Source organism: Bradyrhizobium zhanjiangense, assembly GCF_004114935.1.
GTDB classification, from domain to species: Bacteria; Pseudomonadota; Alphaproteobacteria; order Rhizobiales; family Xanthobacteraceae; genus Bradyrhizobium; species Bradyrhizobium zhanjiangense.
Window position 1 is genome coordinate 5,489,063 of sequence record NZ_CP022221.1, and the last position, 16,286, is coordinate 5,505,348.

A 16,286-nucleotide genomic window follows, 5' to 3' on the forward strand; every position below is an offset into this window, starting at 1 on the left:
CCTCGTGGAACCCTTTGTCCCCAATTGCGTTCTGTAGCGTTGGGGCCAGTTCCGAGGGGGGCGCTTTTGAACTCCACTGAAATAGACAGGTGAACCGTCGTGAAGGCTGAAGGCCATCGACGGCTCGCATTCTGGCAAATCCTGCTGTTCTCGGCGGGCCTTTTGGTGCTGACCGTGATCAGCGCCGGCTCGGTCTACCTCGTCAACAAGGCGCGGGGAGACAGCAAATGGGTGGTCCACACCATCGAGGCGGAGAACCAGATCAACGCGTTGCTGCTCGAGGTCCGGCGCGCCGAAAGCGCCCTGCGCGGCTACCTCCTGACGCTGGGACCCGAATTCCAGACAGATTACGAAAGGTCCGTTGCGGCGATCATTCCCGCGCTCGACAGGGTCACGCGCCTGACCCGCGACAACCCCGCGCAGCGTGAGAACATCGAGAAGCTGAGCGCGGCGATTGAGACTCGTCTGGGCCAATTCGCGCGCGAAATCGCTGCCATCAGGCAAGGCCAGCCGGACATGGCGACGGCACTGTCACGGGAGGCGGCGGCCCAGGGCGCCACCACCACGATCGGCAATGTGGCGGAGGCAATGATCGGCGAAGAGGAGCGACTGTTCCGGCTCCGGTCGGCGAATGCCGACAGCAGCCAGACCCTCGCTGCATCGATGACCGGCATCGGCTCCGGCCTCGTCGTGCTACTGGCGCTGATCTCGATCTGGCTGGTGCGGCGCTCGGCGCGCGCCCGCGACGAGGCCGAAGCGCGCCTGCGCGATGCCAACGTCAATCTGGAGACCGTCGTCGATGAACGCACGGCTGACTTGCGCGAAGCCAACGACGAGATCCAGCGCTTTGCCTATATCGTGAGCCACGATCTGCGCTCGCCGCTCGTCAACATCATGGGCTTCACCAGCGAACTCGAGGAGCTCGGCGGCGACGTCTTCCGCCGCATCGGCAGCCTCACCCATGTCCCGGCCGACGGACCGCCACTGGCGCCCGGCGCCCCCGGCGAGATCGTGCTCGAAGGCGCTGACAAGCAGCTCTCGGATGACTTCTCCGAAGCGCTCGGCTTCATCAAGACGTCGATCGCCAAGATGGATCGGCTGATCTCCGCCATCCTCAACCTCACCCGCGAGGGCCGCCGTGAATTCCAGCCAGTGAAGATCGACACAAGCGAGCTGATCGGAGCCATCGTGTCGACGCTGGCGCACCAGGCCGCCGAAGCGCAGGCCGAGATTCACGTCGAGCCCCTGCCCAACCTTATCAGCGACCGCCTCGCGCTCGAGCAGATCTTCTCCAACCTGATCGACAACGCGATCAAATACCTGAAGAGCGGCGTGCCCGGCGAGATCAGAATCCGCGGGCGCACCAAGCTCGGCTATGCCATCTTCGAGATCAGCGACAACGGCCGCGGCATCGATCCGAAGGATCACCAGCGGATATTCGACCTGTTCCGCCGCGCGGGAACCCAGGACAAGCCCGGCCAGGGCATCGGTCTTGCGCATGTACGTGCACTTGTGCGTCGCCTCGGCGGCACCATGTCGGTATCATCGGAACTGAACGCGGGCAGCACCTTCACGATCACGCTGCCGATCGCCTGGAACGTGAGTAACCGGAAGGCAGATCGATGACCAAGCCTGTGACCATCATCATGATCGAGGACGACGAGGGCCACGCCCGCCTGATCGAGCGCAACATCCGAAGGTCCGGCGTCAACAACGAGATCGTCTCCTTTGCCAACGGCACGGACGCGATGAAGCACCTGTTCGGTGCCGACGGCAGCGGGCTCGTGCAGAAGGGCAATGCGCTGCTGATCCTGCTCGATCTCAACCTCCCCGACATGACCGGGATCGACATCCTGAAGCAGATCAAGGAGAACAAATATCTGAAGGCTTCGCCCGTGGTGGTGCTGACCACCACCGACGACTCCCAGGAAATCAAGCGCTGCTACGAGCTCGGCTGCAACGTCTACATCACCAAGCCCGTCAACTACGAGAATTTCGCCAATGCCATCCGGCAGCTCGGCCTGTTCTTCTCGGTCATCCAGGTCCCGCCCGCCGCCTCATGAACCAGCACACGCCAACACTGCTCTACATCGACGACGACGAGGCGCTGTCGCGCCTGGTCGATCGCGGCCTGACGCGACGCGGCTACAGGGTCATTCATGCCGCGAGCGGCGAGGAAGGCCTCGAGCGGATCCGCCGCGCGGGCGCCGAGGGTGGCATCGATGTCGTCGCACTCGATCAGTACATGCCGGGCCTCGACGGGCTGGAGACGCTCGAGCAGATCATGGCGATCCCGGACGCGCCGCCGGTCGTGTTCGTAACCGCGTCCCAGGACTCCAGCATCGCGGTCACCGCGCTGAAGGCCGGGGCGGCCGACTATCTGGTCAAGGACGTCCAGGGCGACTTCATCCCCCTCCTCCACGTCGCCGCCGACGGCGCGCTGCGCCAGGCCGAGTTGCAGAGGGCGCGCGAGGAAGCCGAAGCCGAGATCCACGCCTCGCGCGACCGCTACGCCGCGCTCGCCGCCGAACGCGAGCTGCTGCTGCGCGAGGTCAACCACCGCGTCGGCAATTCGCTCCAGATCATCGCTTCGCTGCTGCATCTTCAGGCGAGCTCCGCCGCGCAGGAGGAGGTGAAGGCGGCGCTGACCAATGCCATGGGCCGCGTCGCCGCGGTCGCGCAGGTGCACCGCCGTCTCTATACCTCGCAGGACCTGAAGAGCGTGGTCCTGAACCAGTATCTGGACTCGCTGCTGGAGGATCTCAGGCGCTCGGCCGAAGGCAACCGGATGTCGCGCCTGACGCTGGAGGCCGAGCCGATCGAGATCGATCCGGACCGTGCGGTCGCCGTCGGCATCATCGTCAACGAGCTGGTGATGAACGCGGTGAAATACGCCTATCCCGACGGCGCCGGTCCGATCCATGTCGAGCTGATCTCGCAGGGCGAGGATCTCCTGCTGTCGATCACCGACAACGGCGTCGGAGACAACGTCAAGGCCGATCCGCGCTCCACCGGCATGGGCCAGCGCATCGTCGCGGCCATGGCGTCCAAGCTCGACGCGTCCGTCGAGCGCGACCCCGCCCATAGTGGAACCCGCATCGTGCTCAGGTTCCGCCGCGCGCCTCCGGCCCCCGGCAAGACCAACGCCGCCGCCGCGAGCTGACAGGCGCGAGGCTTTGTGCCACCCATCGCAACCGCATTGCGATCCTGCTATTGTCGCGCGCCATGACGTCTCGCGACTCTGCCTCTTCTGAAATCACGCCGGCCGTGTTGCTGCGTGCCTATGCCTGCGGCATCTTTCCGATGGCGGAAAGCGCCGACGATCCGACCCTGTTCTGGGTCGAGCCGGAGCTGCGCGGCGTCATCCCGCTGGACGGATTCCGCGTGGCCTCGCGGCTCGCACGCACGGTGCGTTCGGATGCGTTTCGCGTCACCGTCAACACCGCGTTCAAGGCGACGATCGCCGGCTGCGCGGCGCCGCAAGCCGGGCGCGAGGATACCTGGATCAACAAGCGCATCCGCGACCTCTATGGCGGGCTGCACGAGCTCGGCCATTGCCACAGCGTCGAGGCCTGGCAGGGTGACGACCTCGTCGGCGGGCTGTACGGCGTCAGCTTGGGGCGCGCCTTCTTCGGCGAAAGCATGTTCCACACCGCACGCGATGCCTCGAAGGTCGCGCTGGTGCACCTGGTCGCGCGGCTCATCCAAGGCGGCTTCGAGCTGCTCGACACGCAATATGTCACCGAGCATTTGAAGAGCTTCGGCGCGGTCGAGATCTCGCGGCGGCGCTACACCGCGCTGCTCGACAAGGCGCTCGCGGGCGAGCCCGGCGATTTCCTGAGGCTCTCTGCCGGTGAGGCGATTCCGGGCGCGCGCGCGCTCGAGATCATCTCTTCGCGACAATGATCGATAGCCGGACTTAGCGGCCGAACCCGGGGATACCGAACAAACCAGGCCGCTGCTCTGGTGGCGGAGGCGGCGGCGGAGCCTGTTGCTGCTGCTGGATTGGTGGCAGAGGCTGCGGCGGACGCTGCTGCACCTGCTTGGGCGCGGCCTTCTTCTGCGCAGGCGGCGGTGGCGGGGCCGGCTTGGCCGCGGGGTCCGGCGCGGCGGTGGCAATGGTCTGCTGCGGCTCTTTGCAGTCGGTGAGCCAGATATCGTAGATCGGATGCTCGACGCCGTGCAGGCCGGGGCTTGCGGCATACATCCAGCCCGAAAAGATGCGCTTCACCTCGCCCTGCAAGGTGATCTCGTCGACCTCGACGAAGGCGTCGGTATTGGTGGCCTCCGTTGCCGGCCGCGTATAGCAGGCGTCGGTCTTGACCCGCAGCGCGCCGAACTGAACGGTCTCGCCGATCTCCTCGTCGAAATTGATGATGCGTCCGGTGATCTTGTCGAGGCCGGAGAAGGTCGCCTTCTTGTTCACGATCTTCTGGGCCGGCGGTTCGGTCACGACCTCGTCGCCCGGCTGGAGGCTCGCCGGCGTCTGCGGGACCGTGCTAGGTGCGCCCTTCTGCTGGGGCTGGCGCTGACCGGGCGCGCCTTGCGGACTGGGCGGAGCGATCGCCGCGGAGGGCGGCTGGTTTGGCGGCGCGACGCTGGAGCCCGGCGGTGGCGCCAGGGGCTGGGTCTCGACCGGCCCGGGCATCACATTGCCCTGCCGGCCCGGAGGCGGCGGCATCGGGCGCGAGGGCAGCACCCGGCCCTGCGGCGGCAGCTCCGGCACCTCTTCGTCGTCGTCGGGAATCTGCTGCGGCTGCGGCTGGCCGCGCGGAATGTTGCCGGGCGGCCGCAGCGGCGGCGGATCGGAGAAGATCGTGCCGATCTGCGCCTGGGCCGGCGTCACAGCCGTGAGCGCGGTGGCGGCCAGCAGCGCCGCAAGGCCTGTCAGGGAAAGGGTTTTGAACATCTCGCGCGGCTTCAACAGCGAATCGGGCTTGTTGGACATTTTACAGGGGATACCGCCGCTCGCAGGCCCTCCGGTTAACACGGCGAATACGGCGGGGGAAGGGCGGCATCCCTGCCCCGCCCGGCGCCGACTGGCCAGACCGGCTCCCGGATGGGATAGTCGCAAAGACCCTTTCCCGGGGCCGCGGCGGGCTTCGCCCCCCGAAACGACGGTCCAACCATAACTGGAAACCCTGAGGCCGCCCCCCATGCCCGTCGTGCTCGATCCCGATGCAGCTGCCGTCTACAAGGCGTTCCAGGAGGCCGGCCGGCCCGCCTACGAGACCCTGACTGCACCGGAGGCGCGCGCCTATTATTCGCAGGCGCGCTTTGCCACCAACCCCGAGCCGCCGAAGCTTGCCCGCGTCACACAGCTCGCGATCCCGGCGCCGCATGGCGTGATCCCTGCCCGCCTCTACGTTCCGAAGGAACCGCGCCGGCACGACGGCCTGTCGCCGGCGCTGGTGTTCTTCCACGGCGGCGGCTGGGTGATCGGCGATCTCGACTCCCATGACGTCGTCTGCCGCCAGCTCGCGGTCGAAGGCGCGCTGATCGTGATCTCGGTCGACTATCGCCTTGCGCCCGAGCACAAGTTTCCCGCCGCCGTCGAGGACGCCATCGCCGCGACCAAATGGGTCGCCGCGACTGCGCACGAGCTCTGCATCGACGCCTCGCGCCTCTCGATCGGCGGCGACAGCGCCGGCGGCAATCTCACCGCGGTCGTGGCGCTCGCCGCGCGCGATGGCGACGGTCCCGCGATCGCGGGCCAGGTCCTGATCTATCCGGCCACAGATTTCGCGATGACGCACAGCTCTCACAGCGAGCCCGAGACCAGCGTGCTGCTGACCCATTCGGTGATCCGCTGGTTCCGCGACCACTATCTCAATGGCGCGACTGACATCCACGACTGGCGCGCCTCGCCCGCGCGCGCTGCGAGCCTCATTGGCCTGCCGCCGGCCTATGTGCTGACCGCCGGCGCCGATCCTCTCCGCGACGAAGGCGACGAATATGCCGAGCGTCTGAAGCAGGCCGGTGTGCCCGTGACTACCAAGCACTATCCCGGTCAGTTCCACGGCTTCTTCACGATGGGAAAATTGTTGCGAGAGGCCAACGTCGCCGTGCGCGAGATCGGCGCGTGGCTGAAGGCGCTGGGCTGACGCCGTTCCGCATGCCTTCCGTTCCTCAAACCGTCTTCGCCCTTCCCCTGCGCGGGCTGACATGGCTCGGTGGTCAGGGCACGCGCGCGGTGGCGGCCATCGCGTTCATCGCGGTCGCGGTGCCGCCCCTTGGTGCGCTGCTGCGTCCCTATGTCACCGAGGCGATCTTCCTTCTGCTCTGCATCTCCTTCATGCGGGTCGAACTCGTCGCGCTGTACGGACATCTGCGCCGGCCGGCGCTGGTCGCGGCCGCCACGGCCTGGACCACGATCGGCGTGCCGCTGATCGTCGCCCTCGCCGCCTACGCGACCGGGCTCACCACGAGCTCACCCGGCTTGGCTCTCGCGCTGATGCTCCAGGGCATGGCCTCGCCGATGATGGCCGCGCCGGCCCTTGCCGCGCTGATGGGCCTCGATGCCACCTTGGTGCTGGTCACGCTGGTGACCTCGACCGCGCTCGTGCCTTTCACCGCCTCGCTGTTCGCGAGCCTCTTTCTCGGCGGCATGCTCAGCATCTCGCCGCTGACGCTCGGCCTGAAGCTGCTCGGCATCCTCGCCGCATCGCTGCTGGCCGCGACGATCATCCGCCGCCTGTTCGGCACCGCAGCGATTCAGCGTCACAAGCGGCCGATCGACGGCATCAACATCGTCATCCTCCTGGTGTTCGCCTCCGCGGTGATGGGCGACGTCGCCAGCGACCTCATCACCGATCCCCTGTTCACGATCGCCGTCGCGCTGCTGGCCTTTGCGGTCTATTTCACCCTGCTCGCCGTGACGACGCTGATCTTCCGCCGCGTCGGCATCGAGCGCGCCTTCGCGATCGGCCTGATGGTGTCACAGCGCAATCTGGGCCTGATGCTGGCGGCAACCGCCGGTGCGCTGCCGGCGACGACCTGGCTCTATTTTGCGCTGACGCAATTTCCGATTCACCTTGCGCCGTACCTGCTGATGCCGATCGCCCGACGCTTGACCGCGCGCGCAGAGACGTCGAGCGGGGCGGCGGCAAACAGCACGACCTAAGCAGTACTCATAATCCAGGATGTCTGCTTTCGAGCGTCATCGAACGGGCGGTTCCAACTCGGAATGTCGCCGATGGAACCCGAAGAGTCATGCGGCATTCAGACACAATGCCGGTTAACTTTGGTTATCTTTTTAATTTTAAATGGTAGATAAAATATTATATCTTTAATTCGCAGGCTGCTTGGCGGGGCGCAACCTAAGCGCAACCTTAGGAGAGGAGAGTATCCCATGAAGATCCCTTGGGGCGTTCTTTCCGCAGCAGCATTTGCGTTCACTCTGGCGATGACGATCGTGCCATCTGCCTCAGCTTGCAACGGCAATGGGAATTGTCCCAGTGCGCCCGGCCAGAATAAGCCGGCCCATGTCAGTGGAGCCGCCGGACCGATTGCAGGTGCCGGCCTGCCTATGCTCGCGATCGGATACGGCGTGTACTGGCTGGTAAGACGGCGGCGGACTCGCTAGTTGCGCAGTCATCGCGATCGCTCATATTCGAGCTGATCTGATCGTCAGCTTCCGGACCCAAGGCGGACATTCGCCTTTGCCTCGTTGACATCCGCTTTTGTGGCAAAGCGGACCTAGCCATCCCGCACAAACGAGCGCACGCCCTAGCCTGCCCGCGCCGCGCGACGCAGGGCCTGCGGCGGTTGGCCGAAGGCGCGGATGAAGGCGCGCCGCATTCGCTCGGGGTCGCCGAATCCGGTCGTTTCTGCAACGAGCTCGATCGCCTCGCGCGAGGACTGCACGCGCTCCCGCGCGACCTCGAGCCGCAACCGCTCGATCGCCTTCGACGGCGTCGTGCCGGTCTCGGCGGCAAAGGCGCGGGCGAAATGTCGTGCGCTCATGCCGGCGCGATCAGCGAGATCCTCCACCGTCAGCGGCGCGTCGAGATTTTCGCGCGCCCAGGACAACAGCGCGCCGAAGCGCCCGTTCGGCGTCTTCAGCTCCAGCAGCGAGGAGAATTGCGACTGGCCGCCGCTGCGGCGGTGATAGAGCACGAGGTGCCGCGCGGTCTGTTGCGCGATCTCCTCGCCATGGTCCTCGGTGACCATCGCGAGCGCGAGATCGATGCCCGCGGAGATTCCCGCCGAGGTCCAGACATTGCCGTCGCGGGTGAAAATCTGGTCCGGCTCGAACTTCACCTTGGGATAGCGCGCGACGAAATCGCGCGTCCGCCCCCAATGGGTGGTGGCGCGGCGGCCGTCGAGCAGTCCCGCTTCGGCGAGCACATAGGCGCCCGAGCAGACACTCGCGACCCGCACGCCACGCTTTGCCAGGCGCTGCACGAAGGCGCGCGTGATCTCGCAGCGCGCGGCATCCGCAACGCCCGCGCCGCCGGCCACGACCAGCGTCGTGATCGCGTTCGCCGACTTGAAATCCCGCGCCATCATCTCGACGCCCGACGAGCTGCGCACGAGTCCCGCCGTCGCCGCCAGCACGCGAATGCCAGGCGCCTTGCCGGTGCAGCGCGCGGCGACCTCGAATGCCGAGATCGGGCCCGCCGCATCGAGCAGCTGGAAATCCGGGAAGATCAGGATGCCGATCATGGTCATGTCCGAAAGTGAGGGAATTACGCCATTTTGGACAGAAGGGCATCATGCCATCCTGCCGGCGTCAAGCTCATTTTTCGGAGGCTCCCATGTCGTTACCGCTTCAGATCGGACTGCTGGTGTTTCCGCGTGTCACCCAGCTCGACTTCACCGGCCCGCTGCAGGTGTTCGCCGCCGTCCCCGGCGCCAAGCTGCATTTGATCTGGAAACGGATCGAGCCGGTGCCGAGCGATTCCGCACTCATCGTGACGCCGACCACGACATTCGCCGATTGCCCGCAACTCGACGTGATCTGCGTACCCGGCGGCCGCGGCACCGACGATCTGCTCAATGACGAGGAGGTGCTCGAATTCCTGCGCCGGCAGGCAGAAGGCGCCAAATACGTCACCTCGGTCTGCACGGGATCGCTGGCGCTCGGCGCCGCCGGCCTGTTGAAGGGCTACCGCGCCGCCACCCATTGGAGCGCGATGGAGCTGCTCGGCCGGTTCGGCGCCACGCCCATCAAGACGCGCGTCTGCGTCGATCGCAATCGCGTGACGGGCGGCGGTGTCACGGCAGGAATCGATTTCGCGCTGACGCTGGTGTCGATCCTGATCGACCGCACCACGGCGGAGGCGATCCAGCTCGGGCTCGAATACAACCCGGCGCCGCCGTTCAATGCGGGCTCGCCCGACACCGCGCCCGCCGAGGTCCTTGCTCGCGTCAACGAGCGCATCGCGCCGAACCAGGTCCGCCGTATCGAGGCCGTCGAACGCGCGGCGGCGCGGGTGATGTAGACGTTCCGCCTTCGGTGGTGGAACTGAGTTTTTAGGGGAGGAGTTAGACCCGCACGAAACTCACGGCATCCGGAGCGTAATCATGGAGCATCTCCACTACCCCAATGAAAGCACTGAGTATCGTGCCGCGCGAAATGCGCTGCTGGATGAGGAGATTGCCCTCCGAGCTCAGATTGAGGCCGTTGCCGCCAGGCGTCGAGCGCTACCGCTCGGCGGCGAGGTGCTCCAAGATTACGTCTTCGAACGCATCGGCAAAACGAGCATGCCAGAACAGGTCAGGATGTCGGAGCTGTTCGGCCCTCATGAAACGCTGGTTCTGTACAGCTTCATGTATGGGCCGGAGCGCGAGCTGCCCTGCCCCGGCTGCACCCATTTGCTTGACGGGCTCGACGGCGCCGCACGGCATGTCGGCGAGCGTGCGGCGCTTCACATCGTTGCGAAATCGCCGATCGCGCGTCTCGCAGCCTGGGCCCACGAACGAGGTTGGGAACATCTGTCGCTGCTGTCCACGGCCGGCAACACCTTTGATGCGGACTACTTCGGCGACACCTCGAAGTTCTCTAAGGGTATGCGCGCGCAGCACCACGTTCCCGACGGGCAGAATTGGGACGAGACGATCTTCAACGTCTTCAGGAAGGCGAATGGCAAGATCAGGCACTTCTGGGGCTCGGAGATGAGTTTCGCGCCGCCCGCGCCGAAGCAGCATCATCGCGCCGGTGATCTGGTCGATCCGCTCTGGGGCCTGCTCGACATGACGCCTGAAGGCCGCGGCGACTTCTTCCCGAAGGTGCGCTACGACTGAGGCGCACAAACCGGCTGACGAAGTGCCTCAAAGAAAAAGGCCGCTCGGTTTCCCAAGCGGCCTTTCCTGTCTTACGGCGGCTGCACATTCCATCGGGCGATTTCGGAACTTCCAGACCGGGGGCCTATCTCCCGATCGAGTCCTTACTCGGCGGCCGCTGCATCTCGGGACAGTCGCGAACTGTTGCCCGAACCGAACGCGATGGTCTCCCATCTCCGTAAGATGGGACCATTGAGCCGCATCGCTGGCGTGAGCACAACGCCGGCGCATGCGGCATCCCCGCTGTTCCCGTTGTCCACAGCGGTTGCGAGGCGGATGCGTGTGCATCCAGTGGCGAGTGGACAGACCTCAGTTAGCAGGGGTCCAGGGCTGATAGTCGCCGGTCGCCTTCGGCCGCCGGCCGCTGGCGAGCGTCGAGCCCGAGGGACGGTAGGCCTTCGCCGTGCCGGTGAGATTCGGCTGGTGCGGCTTTTCCCACTCGCGCGGCTGGTAGTTGGCCTCGGTCGGCGGCACATCGACGACGTGATGAATCCAGCCGTGCCAGGACGGCGGGATGCGACTCGCCTCGGCATAGCCGTTATAGACCACCCAGCGCCGCTCGAAGCCGAGCGTCGGATCGATGGCCCCGCCGCGGGTCCGATAATAGAGATTGCCCTGCTCGTCCTGGCCGACCAGCTCCCCGTATCGCTTGGTCCAAAGTTGCGTGCCAAACGTCTGGCCATTCCACCAGGTGAAGAACTTGAGGAAGAATTGTTTCATGCGGCAAGGGCCCTGCTTCGTCGGGTCCTGATGCCATCCGGGCGCAGAAATGTCCAGTTCGGCAGGGACAGCCGTGCTCTCCGCAAATGAGGGGGCCCCCGGCACGGGCCTGCCGCAAATCGGACGCGATCTGTTCATCCCGGGTACAGCGCTCAGGTGAGACGCTTCCTGCACGCATGCAAACCGGCGTGATCCAGGAACCACTGCCATTTCGCAGGGTTGGCTTCCGGGAAAGGAGCTCGATCATGAAAAGTCTGAAAGTTTTGAGTGCCGCCGCGGCCATGGCGCTGGTTCTTCCGCTGGCGAGCCCGAGCTTTGCTCAGAATCGTCCTACCGTGGGCGGTGGCGGCCATGTCGGCGGCGGTGGAGGCGGAGGCGGCGCACGCATGGGTGGCGGTGGCGGCGGCAGTTTTGCGGCTGGCCCCGCGGCGCGTCCAAGCGGTGGCAGTTTCGCAGCTGGCCCCGCGGCACGTCCAAGCAGTGGCAGTTTCGCGGCCGGCACCGCGGTACGTCCAAGCGGCGGGAGTTTCGCGGCCGGCACGGTGAGCCGACCCGCGATCTCGCCGACCTTCAGCGGCACCCGCAGCGTCGCAACCGCCCCGTCCGGCACCTGGAGCGGCGGTACTTGGAGCGGCGGCTGGCGCCATCATCATCGCGGTGGCTTCTGGCCCGGCTTCGCGGCAGGCGCCGCGATCGGCGGCCTCGGCTCGTACGCCTATTACGGCGGCGGCTATGGCTATTACGACGACCCCTACTACTACGGCGACAGCTACTATTATGATGAGCCGTCAGTGGCGGTTGTGCCGGACAGCGGCGGCGACTCCGCGGCCTATTGCGCGCAGCGCTACAGATCGTACGACCCGGCTTCGGGCACCTACCTCGGCTATGACGGCCTGCGTCATCCCTGCCCCTAAGCCGATCGATGACATTTGAAGCAAAGGCGTCGCAGCGATGCGGCGCCTTTCGCGTGTCGATCGACCCTCACGGCTTTGCGGAAACGTTACTCGCCGAGTGTGACGCCCCCTATGCGACGACGCAGGCGGACCTTTATGCACTGCGCCGTGCATATCTACGTTGACCCAATCCAAAATTGACCCGACCCACGATTCGCGGATATCACAAACCTCAGTGGGGACTTCGATTACTGGGAAGTGTCATGCCGCGTATTCTCGTGGTTGATGACGATCCGATGGTCGGCGCGACCATCGAGGTCCTCCTCCAACGTCAGGGCTTCGACGTCACGTTGACCGACGGCGGAGAAGCGGGATTGGCTGCGCTCGAAACACAGACTTTCGACGTGATGCTGGTCGACATCTTCATGCCGCACATGCGCGGCTTCGAGTCCATCCGCATCTTTCACGAGCGGGCGCCCGCCACGCCGCTGATCGCGATGTCCGGCTACGCCTTCGCCTCGTCCGCCTCGCCTTCCCCCGACTTTCTCCGCATGGCGCTGGAGCTCGGCGCGACCCGCTGCCTGCGCAAGCCGTTCACGCCGGACGCGCTGCTGACCACGATCCGGGAATGCCTCACCGGCGCGGGCGGGAGCGCACAGCCGAAGGACAAGAAAGAAGCCCCTTGATCCCAACGCAGCGCGTCATTCTCGGTGCTGGACTTGCCATCCTCCTGATCATTACGGCAGCCTCGATCGCCCTCGACGTCAAGTCGCGGTCCGATGCGGCATGGGTCAATCACACCGTCCAGGTGCAGAAGAAGATCTCCGATCTGCGCGTGCTGATGCGCCGCGCCGAGAGCGCAGCGCGCGGCTACGAGCTCTATCGCAGCCCGGGCTTCAACGACGAGTTTCAGGCGGTACGTGCCCAGATCGCGCCGGCCCTCGCCGACCTCAAGCGCGACGTGCGCGATAGTCAGGATCAGGTGGCGCTATTGGAGGGCACCGAGCCGCTGGCGCTGCGCCGGGTCGAGATCGCCGCCGCAGCGATGCGCCTGCGTGCCGAGAACGATCAGGCCGGCATTGCCGCGCTCAACAGCAAGGCCGAGGGTCGCGGCCTCATGGATACGGTGATGGGCAATCTCGACCATTTGAGCGCCCAGGAAGAGCGCCTGCTCGCAGCGCGCTCCCAGGACTCGCGCCGCACCGGGACCGTGCTGCTCGGCATCGACGTTGCAGGCGCCGTGCTGATCCTGCTCCTGGTCGCGCTGGTGATGCGCGAGAGCCAGCGCGCCACGGTACAGCTCCAGAGCACGCTGACAGAGACCACGGCCGCCAAGGAGGCACTCGAGGCGGCGGTGGCCGAGCGCACCGAGCATCTTGTCGCAGCCCATGACGAGCTGCGCCTGTCGGTCAACGTGCTCCAGAGCACCTTTCGCAGCATGGCGGAAGCGGTGCTGGTCATCGACACCGAGGGTGCCGTCCTGCTGTCCAATCCGGCCGCCGAGCGCATCTTGTTACATCGCGCTGGCATGAATTTGCGCAATCTGCGCGCGCTGTCCGACGTCTATCACGGCGACGGTGTCACGCCGCTGAAGGCCGACGAACTGCCGTCGACACGCGTGCTGCGCGGCGAGCACTTCGAAGAGCTGGAGATGATCGTCCGGCCGCACAGCGGCAATCCTCCCCGCCATCTCATGATCAGCGGCCGGCCGATGCTGGACGGGCAAGGCAATATCTCGGGTGCGGTGCTGGTCTATCATGATGCCACCACCTCGCGCGAAACCGAGCGGCAGCTGTACCAGTCGCAGAAGCTGGATGCGATCGGCAAGCTGACCGGCGGCGTCGCGCACGACTTCAACAACATGCTGACCGTGATCTCCGGCAACACCGAGACGCTGGTGGAGAGCCTGAACGGCCAGCCCGAGCTCCAGCGCACGGCACGACTGATCGACGATGCCGCCGAGCGCTGCGCCGAGCTGATCCAGCATTTGCTGGCGTTCGCGCGCAGGCAGCCGCTCCAGCCGCGCAACGTCGAGATCAGCACTGCGGTCGCGGACATCGCAAAACTGCTTCGCCCTACCCTCGGCGAGCAGATCCAGATCGAGACCGTGCTGGAACAGGGGCCGATGACGACGCACATCGATCCGTCCCGGCTCACCAATGCCGTGCTCAACATGGCGATCAACGCCCGCGACGCCATGCCGAACGGCGGCAAGCTACTGTTCGAGGCCCACCGGGTCGTGCTCGACGAGGCCTATGCGCAGAACAATCCGGACGTGCGGCCTGGTCCTTACGTGATGCTCGCCGTCAGCGATACCGGCACGGGCATGCCGGCCGAAGTCCAGCAGAAGGCGTTCGAGCCGTTCTTCACCACCAAGGAGGTCGGCAAGGGCTCGGGCCTCGGCCTGTCCATGGTCTATGGCTTCGTCAAGCAGTCCGGCGGCCACATCAAGATCTACAGCGAGGAAGGCCACGGCACCACGATCAAGCTCTATCTGCCGCCGGGCGAAGGCACGGCGGACATGGCCGCTCCCGTCGCGCCGCAGGCCGAAGGCGGCGCCGAGACCATTTTCGTGGTCGAGGACGACACGCTGGTGCGCAACTTCGTCACCGCGCAGCTCCAGAGCCTCGGCTACAAGACGGTGGCCGCGCCCGACAGCCGGGCCGCGCTGCAATTGATCGAGGCCGGCCAGCCGTTCGATCTGCTCTTCACCGACATCGTCATTCCCGGCGGCATGAGCGGCCGCGAGCTCGCCGAGGAGGTGGCCAAGCGCCGGCCGGGCCTGAAGGTGCTCTATACCTCCGGCTACACCGACAACGCCATCGTCCACCACGGCAAGCTCGACGACGGCGTGATGCTGCTGACCAAACCCTACCGCCGCAACCAGCTCGCCGAGATGATCAGAAAGGCGCTGAACGGCGGGGTGGCGGCGAGCTAGCGCGTCGCCAGGACAACGGCTCCAAGCGTGAAGATCAGCGCCGCGATCTGCCCTGCCCCGAGCGGCTCGCCGAGCGCGATCGCCGAGGTGACGACGCCGATGACAGGCACCGCCATGGTGCCGATCGCGGCGACCGAGGCCGGCAGGCGCGCCAGCGCGGCGAACCAGCTGACATAGGCGATACAGAACTGCCCGACGACCGAATAGACCAGCAGCCACCAGCCGACCGGCGTCACCTGCGAAAGATGCGTGGTCTCGACCAAGAGGCCGATGATCGAGATCGGCAGGCAGCCGATCCCGATCTGCCAGGCCGCGGCCGTGATCGGCGGCAGGTGGATCGGGTACTTCTTCGAGAAAACCGTGCCGACGGCAAAGCCGAGCGCGCCGCACAGCGCCATGATGATGCCCGGCAGCTTTTCTGCGCTGGCAGCAATGCCGTTACCGCCCATGATCGAGGCAAGGCCGGCAAAGGCCATCACCAGCCCCAGCGTGCGCAAGACCGTGGGCCGCTCACCCAGCAGCGGCCAGGCGATGATCGAGGCCCAGACCGGCATGGTGTAGGCGATCAGCGCCGCCTCGCTCGCCGGCAGCCAGAGCAGCGCCAGGCCCATCAGCACCATCCAGCCGGTGACGTTGAGCACGGCGGCGGTCAGCAGGCGCGGCCAGATCGCGCCCTCAACCTGCAAGCTCTGCCGGCGCATCACCGCCAGCAGCGCCAGCAGCACCGCGCCGAGCACGCCGGTCACCCCGCGTAGCGTCAGCGGCGGCAGCTCGGCGAGCAGGAATTTCGTCACCGGCCAGTTGAAGCCCCAGCCGATCGAGGTGATCGCGAGGAACATCAGGCCGGCCGGGGCGATGCGCGGTCGCTGCACCGGCCTCGTCGAATCATGCATGGGGGCATTCCGGCAAAATCGGGCTCAGCTTGGCGCGGATTCGCCGCGCAAACCACCACCTGGGCCGGCATGCCTGCCCTCACCTTCCGTAGGGCTACGTGAGTCCCGCTGACGCAATCCCATCGCCCAAAAATATAGCTGCCCTGTGAACAGCGGGATGAAGGGTTGCGAACAGCACAGCATGCAAATTTTTTCGGTTGGGAATCCCTGAGGACTCACTGATACTTGGCTCCACAACAGGCGCGGCCGAGACCCCTGTTATCCCCGACAATCCACCATATTTAGTATTTGATTCAGGAACTCGCACTAGTTCTTGACGGGCGCAACGGAGAGTCCTAGCTTTCGGACCGTTCGGCGCGAGTGAGTTTGCGTCCCGCCGGCACTCCCCCAAAGGGTCTCGCAAATCTCAGCTCCGCCGGCCAGCCAAAGGCAGCGGGATGAGGGCTTGTCTGCCCTCGGATAGCGGACTTTTCGGGCGCCAGAACGGGCCGGCAACAGGCTCGGAAGGCAGACTTCACGGTGGTGCGAAGTAGCACCTGCGTGAAGTGAGAGAAG

General features: G+C 65.9%; 15 protein-coding genes. 11 read left to right on the forward strand and 4 right to left on the reverse strand.

The window, feature by feature from the left end; translation table 11 throughout:
* Positions 1-99 precede the first annotated feature (99 nt).
* The 4 genes from XH85_RS26260 to aat all read left to right on the forward strand — a co-directional run bounded on the left by XH85_RS26260 (position 100) and on the right by aat (position 3,906).
* Positions 100-1,626 (forward strand): sensor histidine kinase, encoded by a 1,527-nt coding sequence (locus tag XH85_RS26260; protein ID WP_128934118.1) that lies wholly within the window; start codon positions 100-102, stop codon positions 1,624-1,626.
* Positions 1,623-2,063 carry a response regulator gene (locus tag XH85_RS26265; RefSeq protein ID WP_091888040.1) on the forward strand — a complete coding sequence of 147 codons (441 nt, stop codon included), beginning with the start codon at positions 1,623-1,625 and terminating at the stop codon, positions 2,061-2,063. Before XH85_RS26260 ends, XH85_RS26265 begins: the two co-directional genes overlap by 4 nt.
* Positions 2,060-3,163: a sensor histidine kinase gene (locus XH85_RS26270; RefSeq protein WP_128934119.1), complete on the forward strand. Its 1,104-nt coding sequence runs from the start codon at positions 2,060-2,062 to the stop codon at positions 3,161-3,163. Before XH85_RS26265 ends, XH85_RS26270 begins: the two co-directional genes overlap by 4 nt.
* Before the next feature lie 62 nt (positions 3,164-3,225).
* Complete coding sequence (aat, locus tag XH85_RS26275) at positions 3,226-3,906, forward strand: leucyl/phenylalanyl-tRNA--protein transferase (RefSeq protein WP_128934120.1); 681 nt, start codon at positions 3,226-3,228, stop codon at positions 3,904-3,906.
* Positions 3,907-3,919: 13 nt separating this feature from the next.
* Here aat and XH85_RS26280 read toward each other — a convergent pair whose 3' ends face one another.
* Positions 3,920-4,948, reverse strand: coding sequence for a DUF2155 domain-containing protein (locus tag XH85_RS26280; protein ID WP_164940402.1), 1,029 nt, complete (start codon positions 4,946-4,948; stop codon positions 3,920-3,922).
* 208 nt (positions 4,949-5,156) lie between these two features.
* Here XH85_RS26280 and XH85_RS26285 point away from each other — a divergent pair, with 208 nt between their 5' ends.
* Complete coding sequence (locus XH85_RS26285; protein WP_128934122.1) at positions 5,157-6,104, forward strand: alpha/beta hydrolase; 948 nt, start codon at positions 5,157-5,159, stop codon at positions 6,102-6,104.
* An 11-nt stretch (positions 6,105-6,115) separates the two neighbouring features.
* The gene (locus tag XH85_RS26290; RefSeq protein WP_164940405.1) at positions 6,116-7,123 is read left to right on the forward strand and encodes a Na+-dependent transporter; all 1,008 of its coding nucleotides are present in this window, start codon (positions 6,116-6,118) and stop codon (positions 7,121-7,123) included.
* A 605-nt stretch (positions 7,124-7,728) separates the two neighbouring features.
* Here XH85_RS26290 and XH85_RS26295 read toward each other — a convergent pair.
* Complete coding sequence (locus tag XH85_RS26295) at positions 7,729-8,667, reverse strand: GlxA family transcriptional regulator (protein ID WP_128934124.1); 939 nt, start codon at positions 8,665-8,667, stop codon at positions 7,729-7,731.
* A 92-nt stretch (positions 8,668-8,759) separates the two neighbouring features.
* On the opposite strand from XH85_RS26295, the gene XH85_RS26300 reads away from it, so the two are divergent.
* Positions 8,760-9,446, forward strand: coding sequence for a DJ-1/PfpI family protein (locus tag XH85_RS26300; protein WP_128934125.1), 687 nt, complete (start codon positions 8,760-8,762; stop codon positions 9,444-9,446).
* An 82-nt stretch (positions 9,447-9,528) separates the two neighbouring features.
* Complete coding sequence (locus XH85_RS26305; protein ID WP_091888168.1) at positions 9,529-10,248, forward strand: DUF899 family protein; 720 nt, start codon at positions 9,529-9,531, stop codon at positions 10,246-10,248.
* Positions 10,249-10,596: 348 nt separating this feature from the next.
* Here the strand turns inward: XH85_RS26305 and XH85_RS26310 are convergent, their stop codons facing one another.
* Positions 10,597-11,007, reverse strand: a complete 411-nt coding sequence (locus tag XH85_RS26310; RefSeq protein WP_128934126.1) for an NADH:ubiquinone oxidoreductase subunit NDUFA12 — start codon at positions 11,005-11,007, stop codon at positions 10,597-10,599.
* Between the two features lie 245 nt (positions 11,008-11,252).
* On the opposite strand from XH85_RS26310, the gene XH85_RS26315 reads away from it, so the two are divergent.
* The 3 genes from XH85_RS26315 (at position 11,253) to XH85_RS26325 (ending at position 14,838) form a co-directional block, all read left to right on the forward strand.
* The gene (locus tag XH85_RS26315) at positions 11,253-11,921 is read left to right on the forward strand and encodes a BA14K family protein (RefSeq protein WP_128934127.1); all 669 of its coding nucleotides are present in this window, start codon (positions 11,253-11,255) and stop codon (positions 11,919-11,921) included.
* 242 nt (positions 11,922-12,163) lie between these two features.
* On the forward strand, positions 12,164-12,586 hold the full coding sequence (locus tag XH85_RS26320; protein WP_091888060.1) for a response regulator: 423 nt from the start codon (positions 12,164-12,166) through the stop codon (positions 12,584-12,586).
* Complete coding sequence (locus tag XH85_RS26325; protein WP_128934128.1) at positions 12,583-14,838, forward strand: CHASE3 domain-containing protein; 2,256 nt, start codon at positions 12,583-12,585, stop codon at positions 14,836-14,838. The genes XH85_RS26320 and XH85_RS26325 overlap by 4 nt, the downstream gene beginning before the upstream one ends.
* On the opposite strand, the gene XH85_RS26330 is transcribed toward XH85_RS26325, so the two are convergent.
* Positions 14,835-15,731 carry a DMT family transporter gene (locus XH85_RS26330; protein WP_128934129.1) on the reverse strand — a complete coding sequence of 299 codons (897 nt, stop codon included), beginning with the start codon at positions 15,729-15,731 and terminating at the stop codon, positions 14,835-14,837. The genes XH85_RS26325 and XH85_RS26330 overlap by 4 nt on opposite strands.
* Positions 15,732-16,286 lie beyond the last annotated feature (555 nt).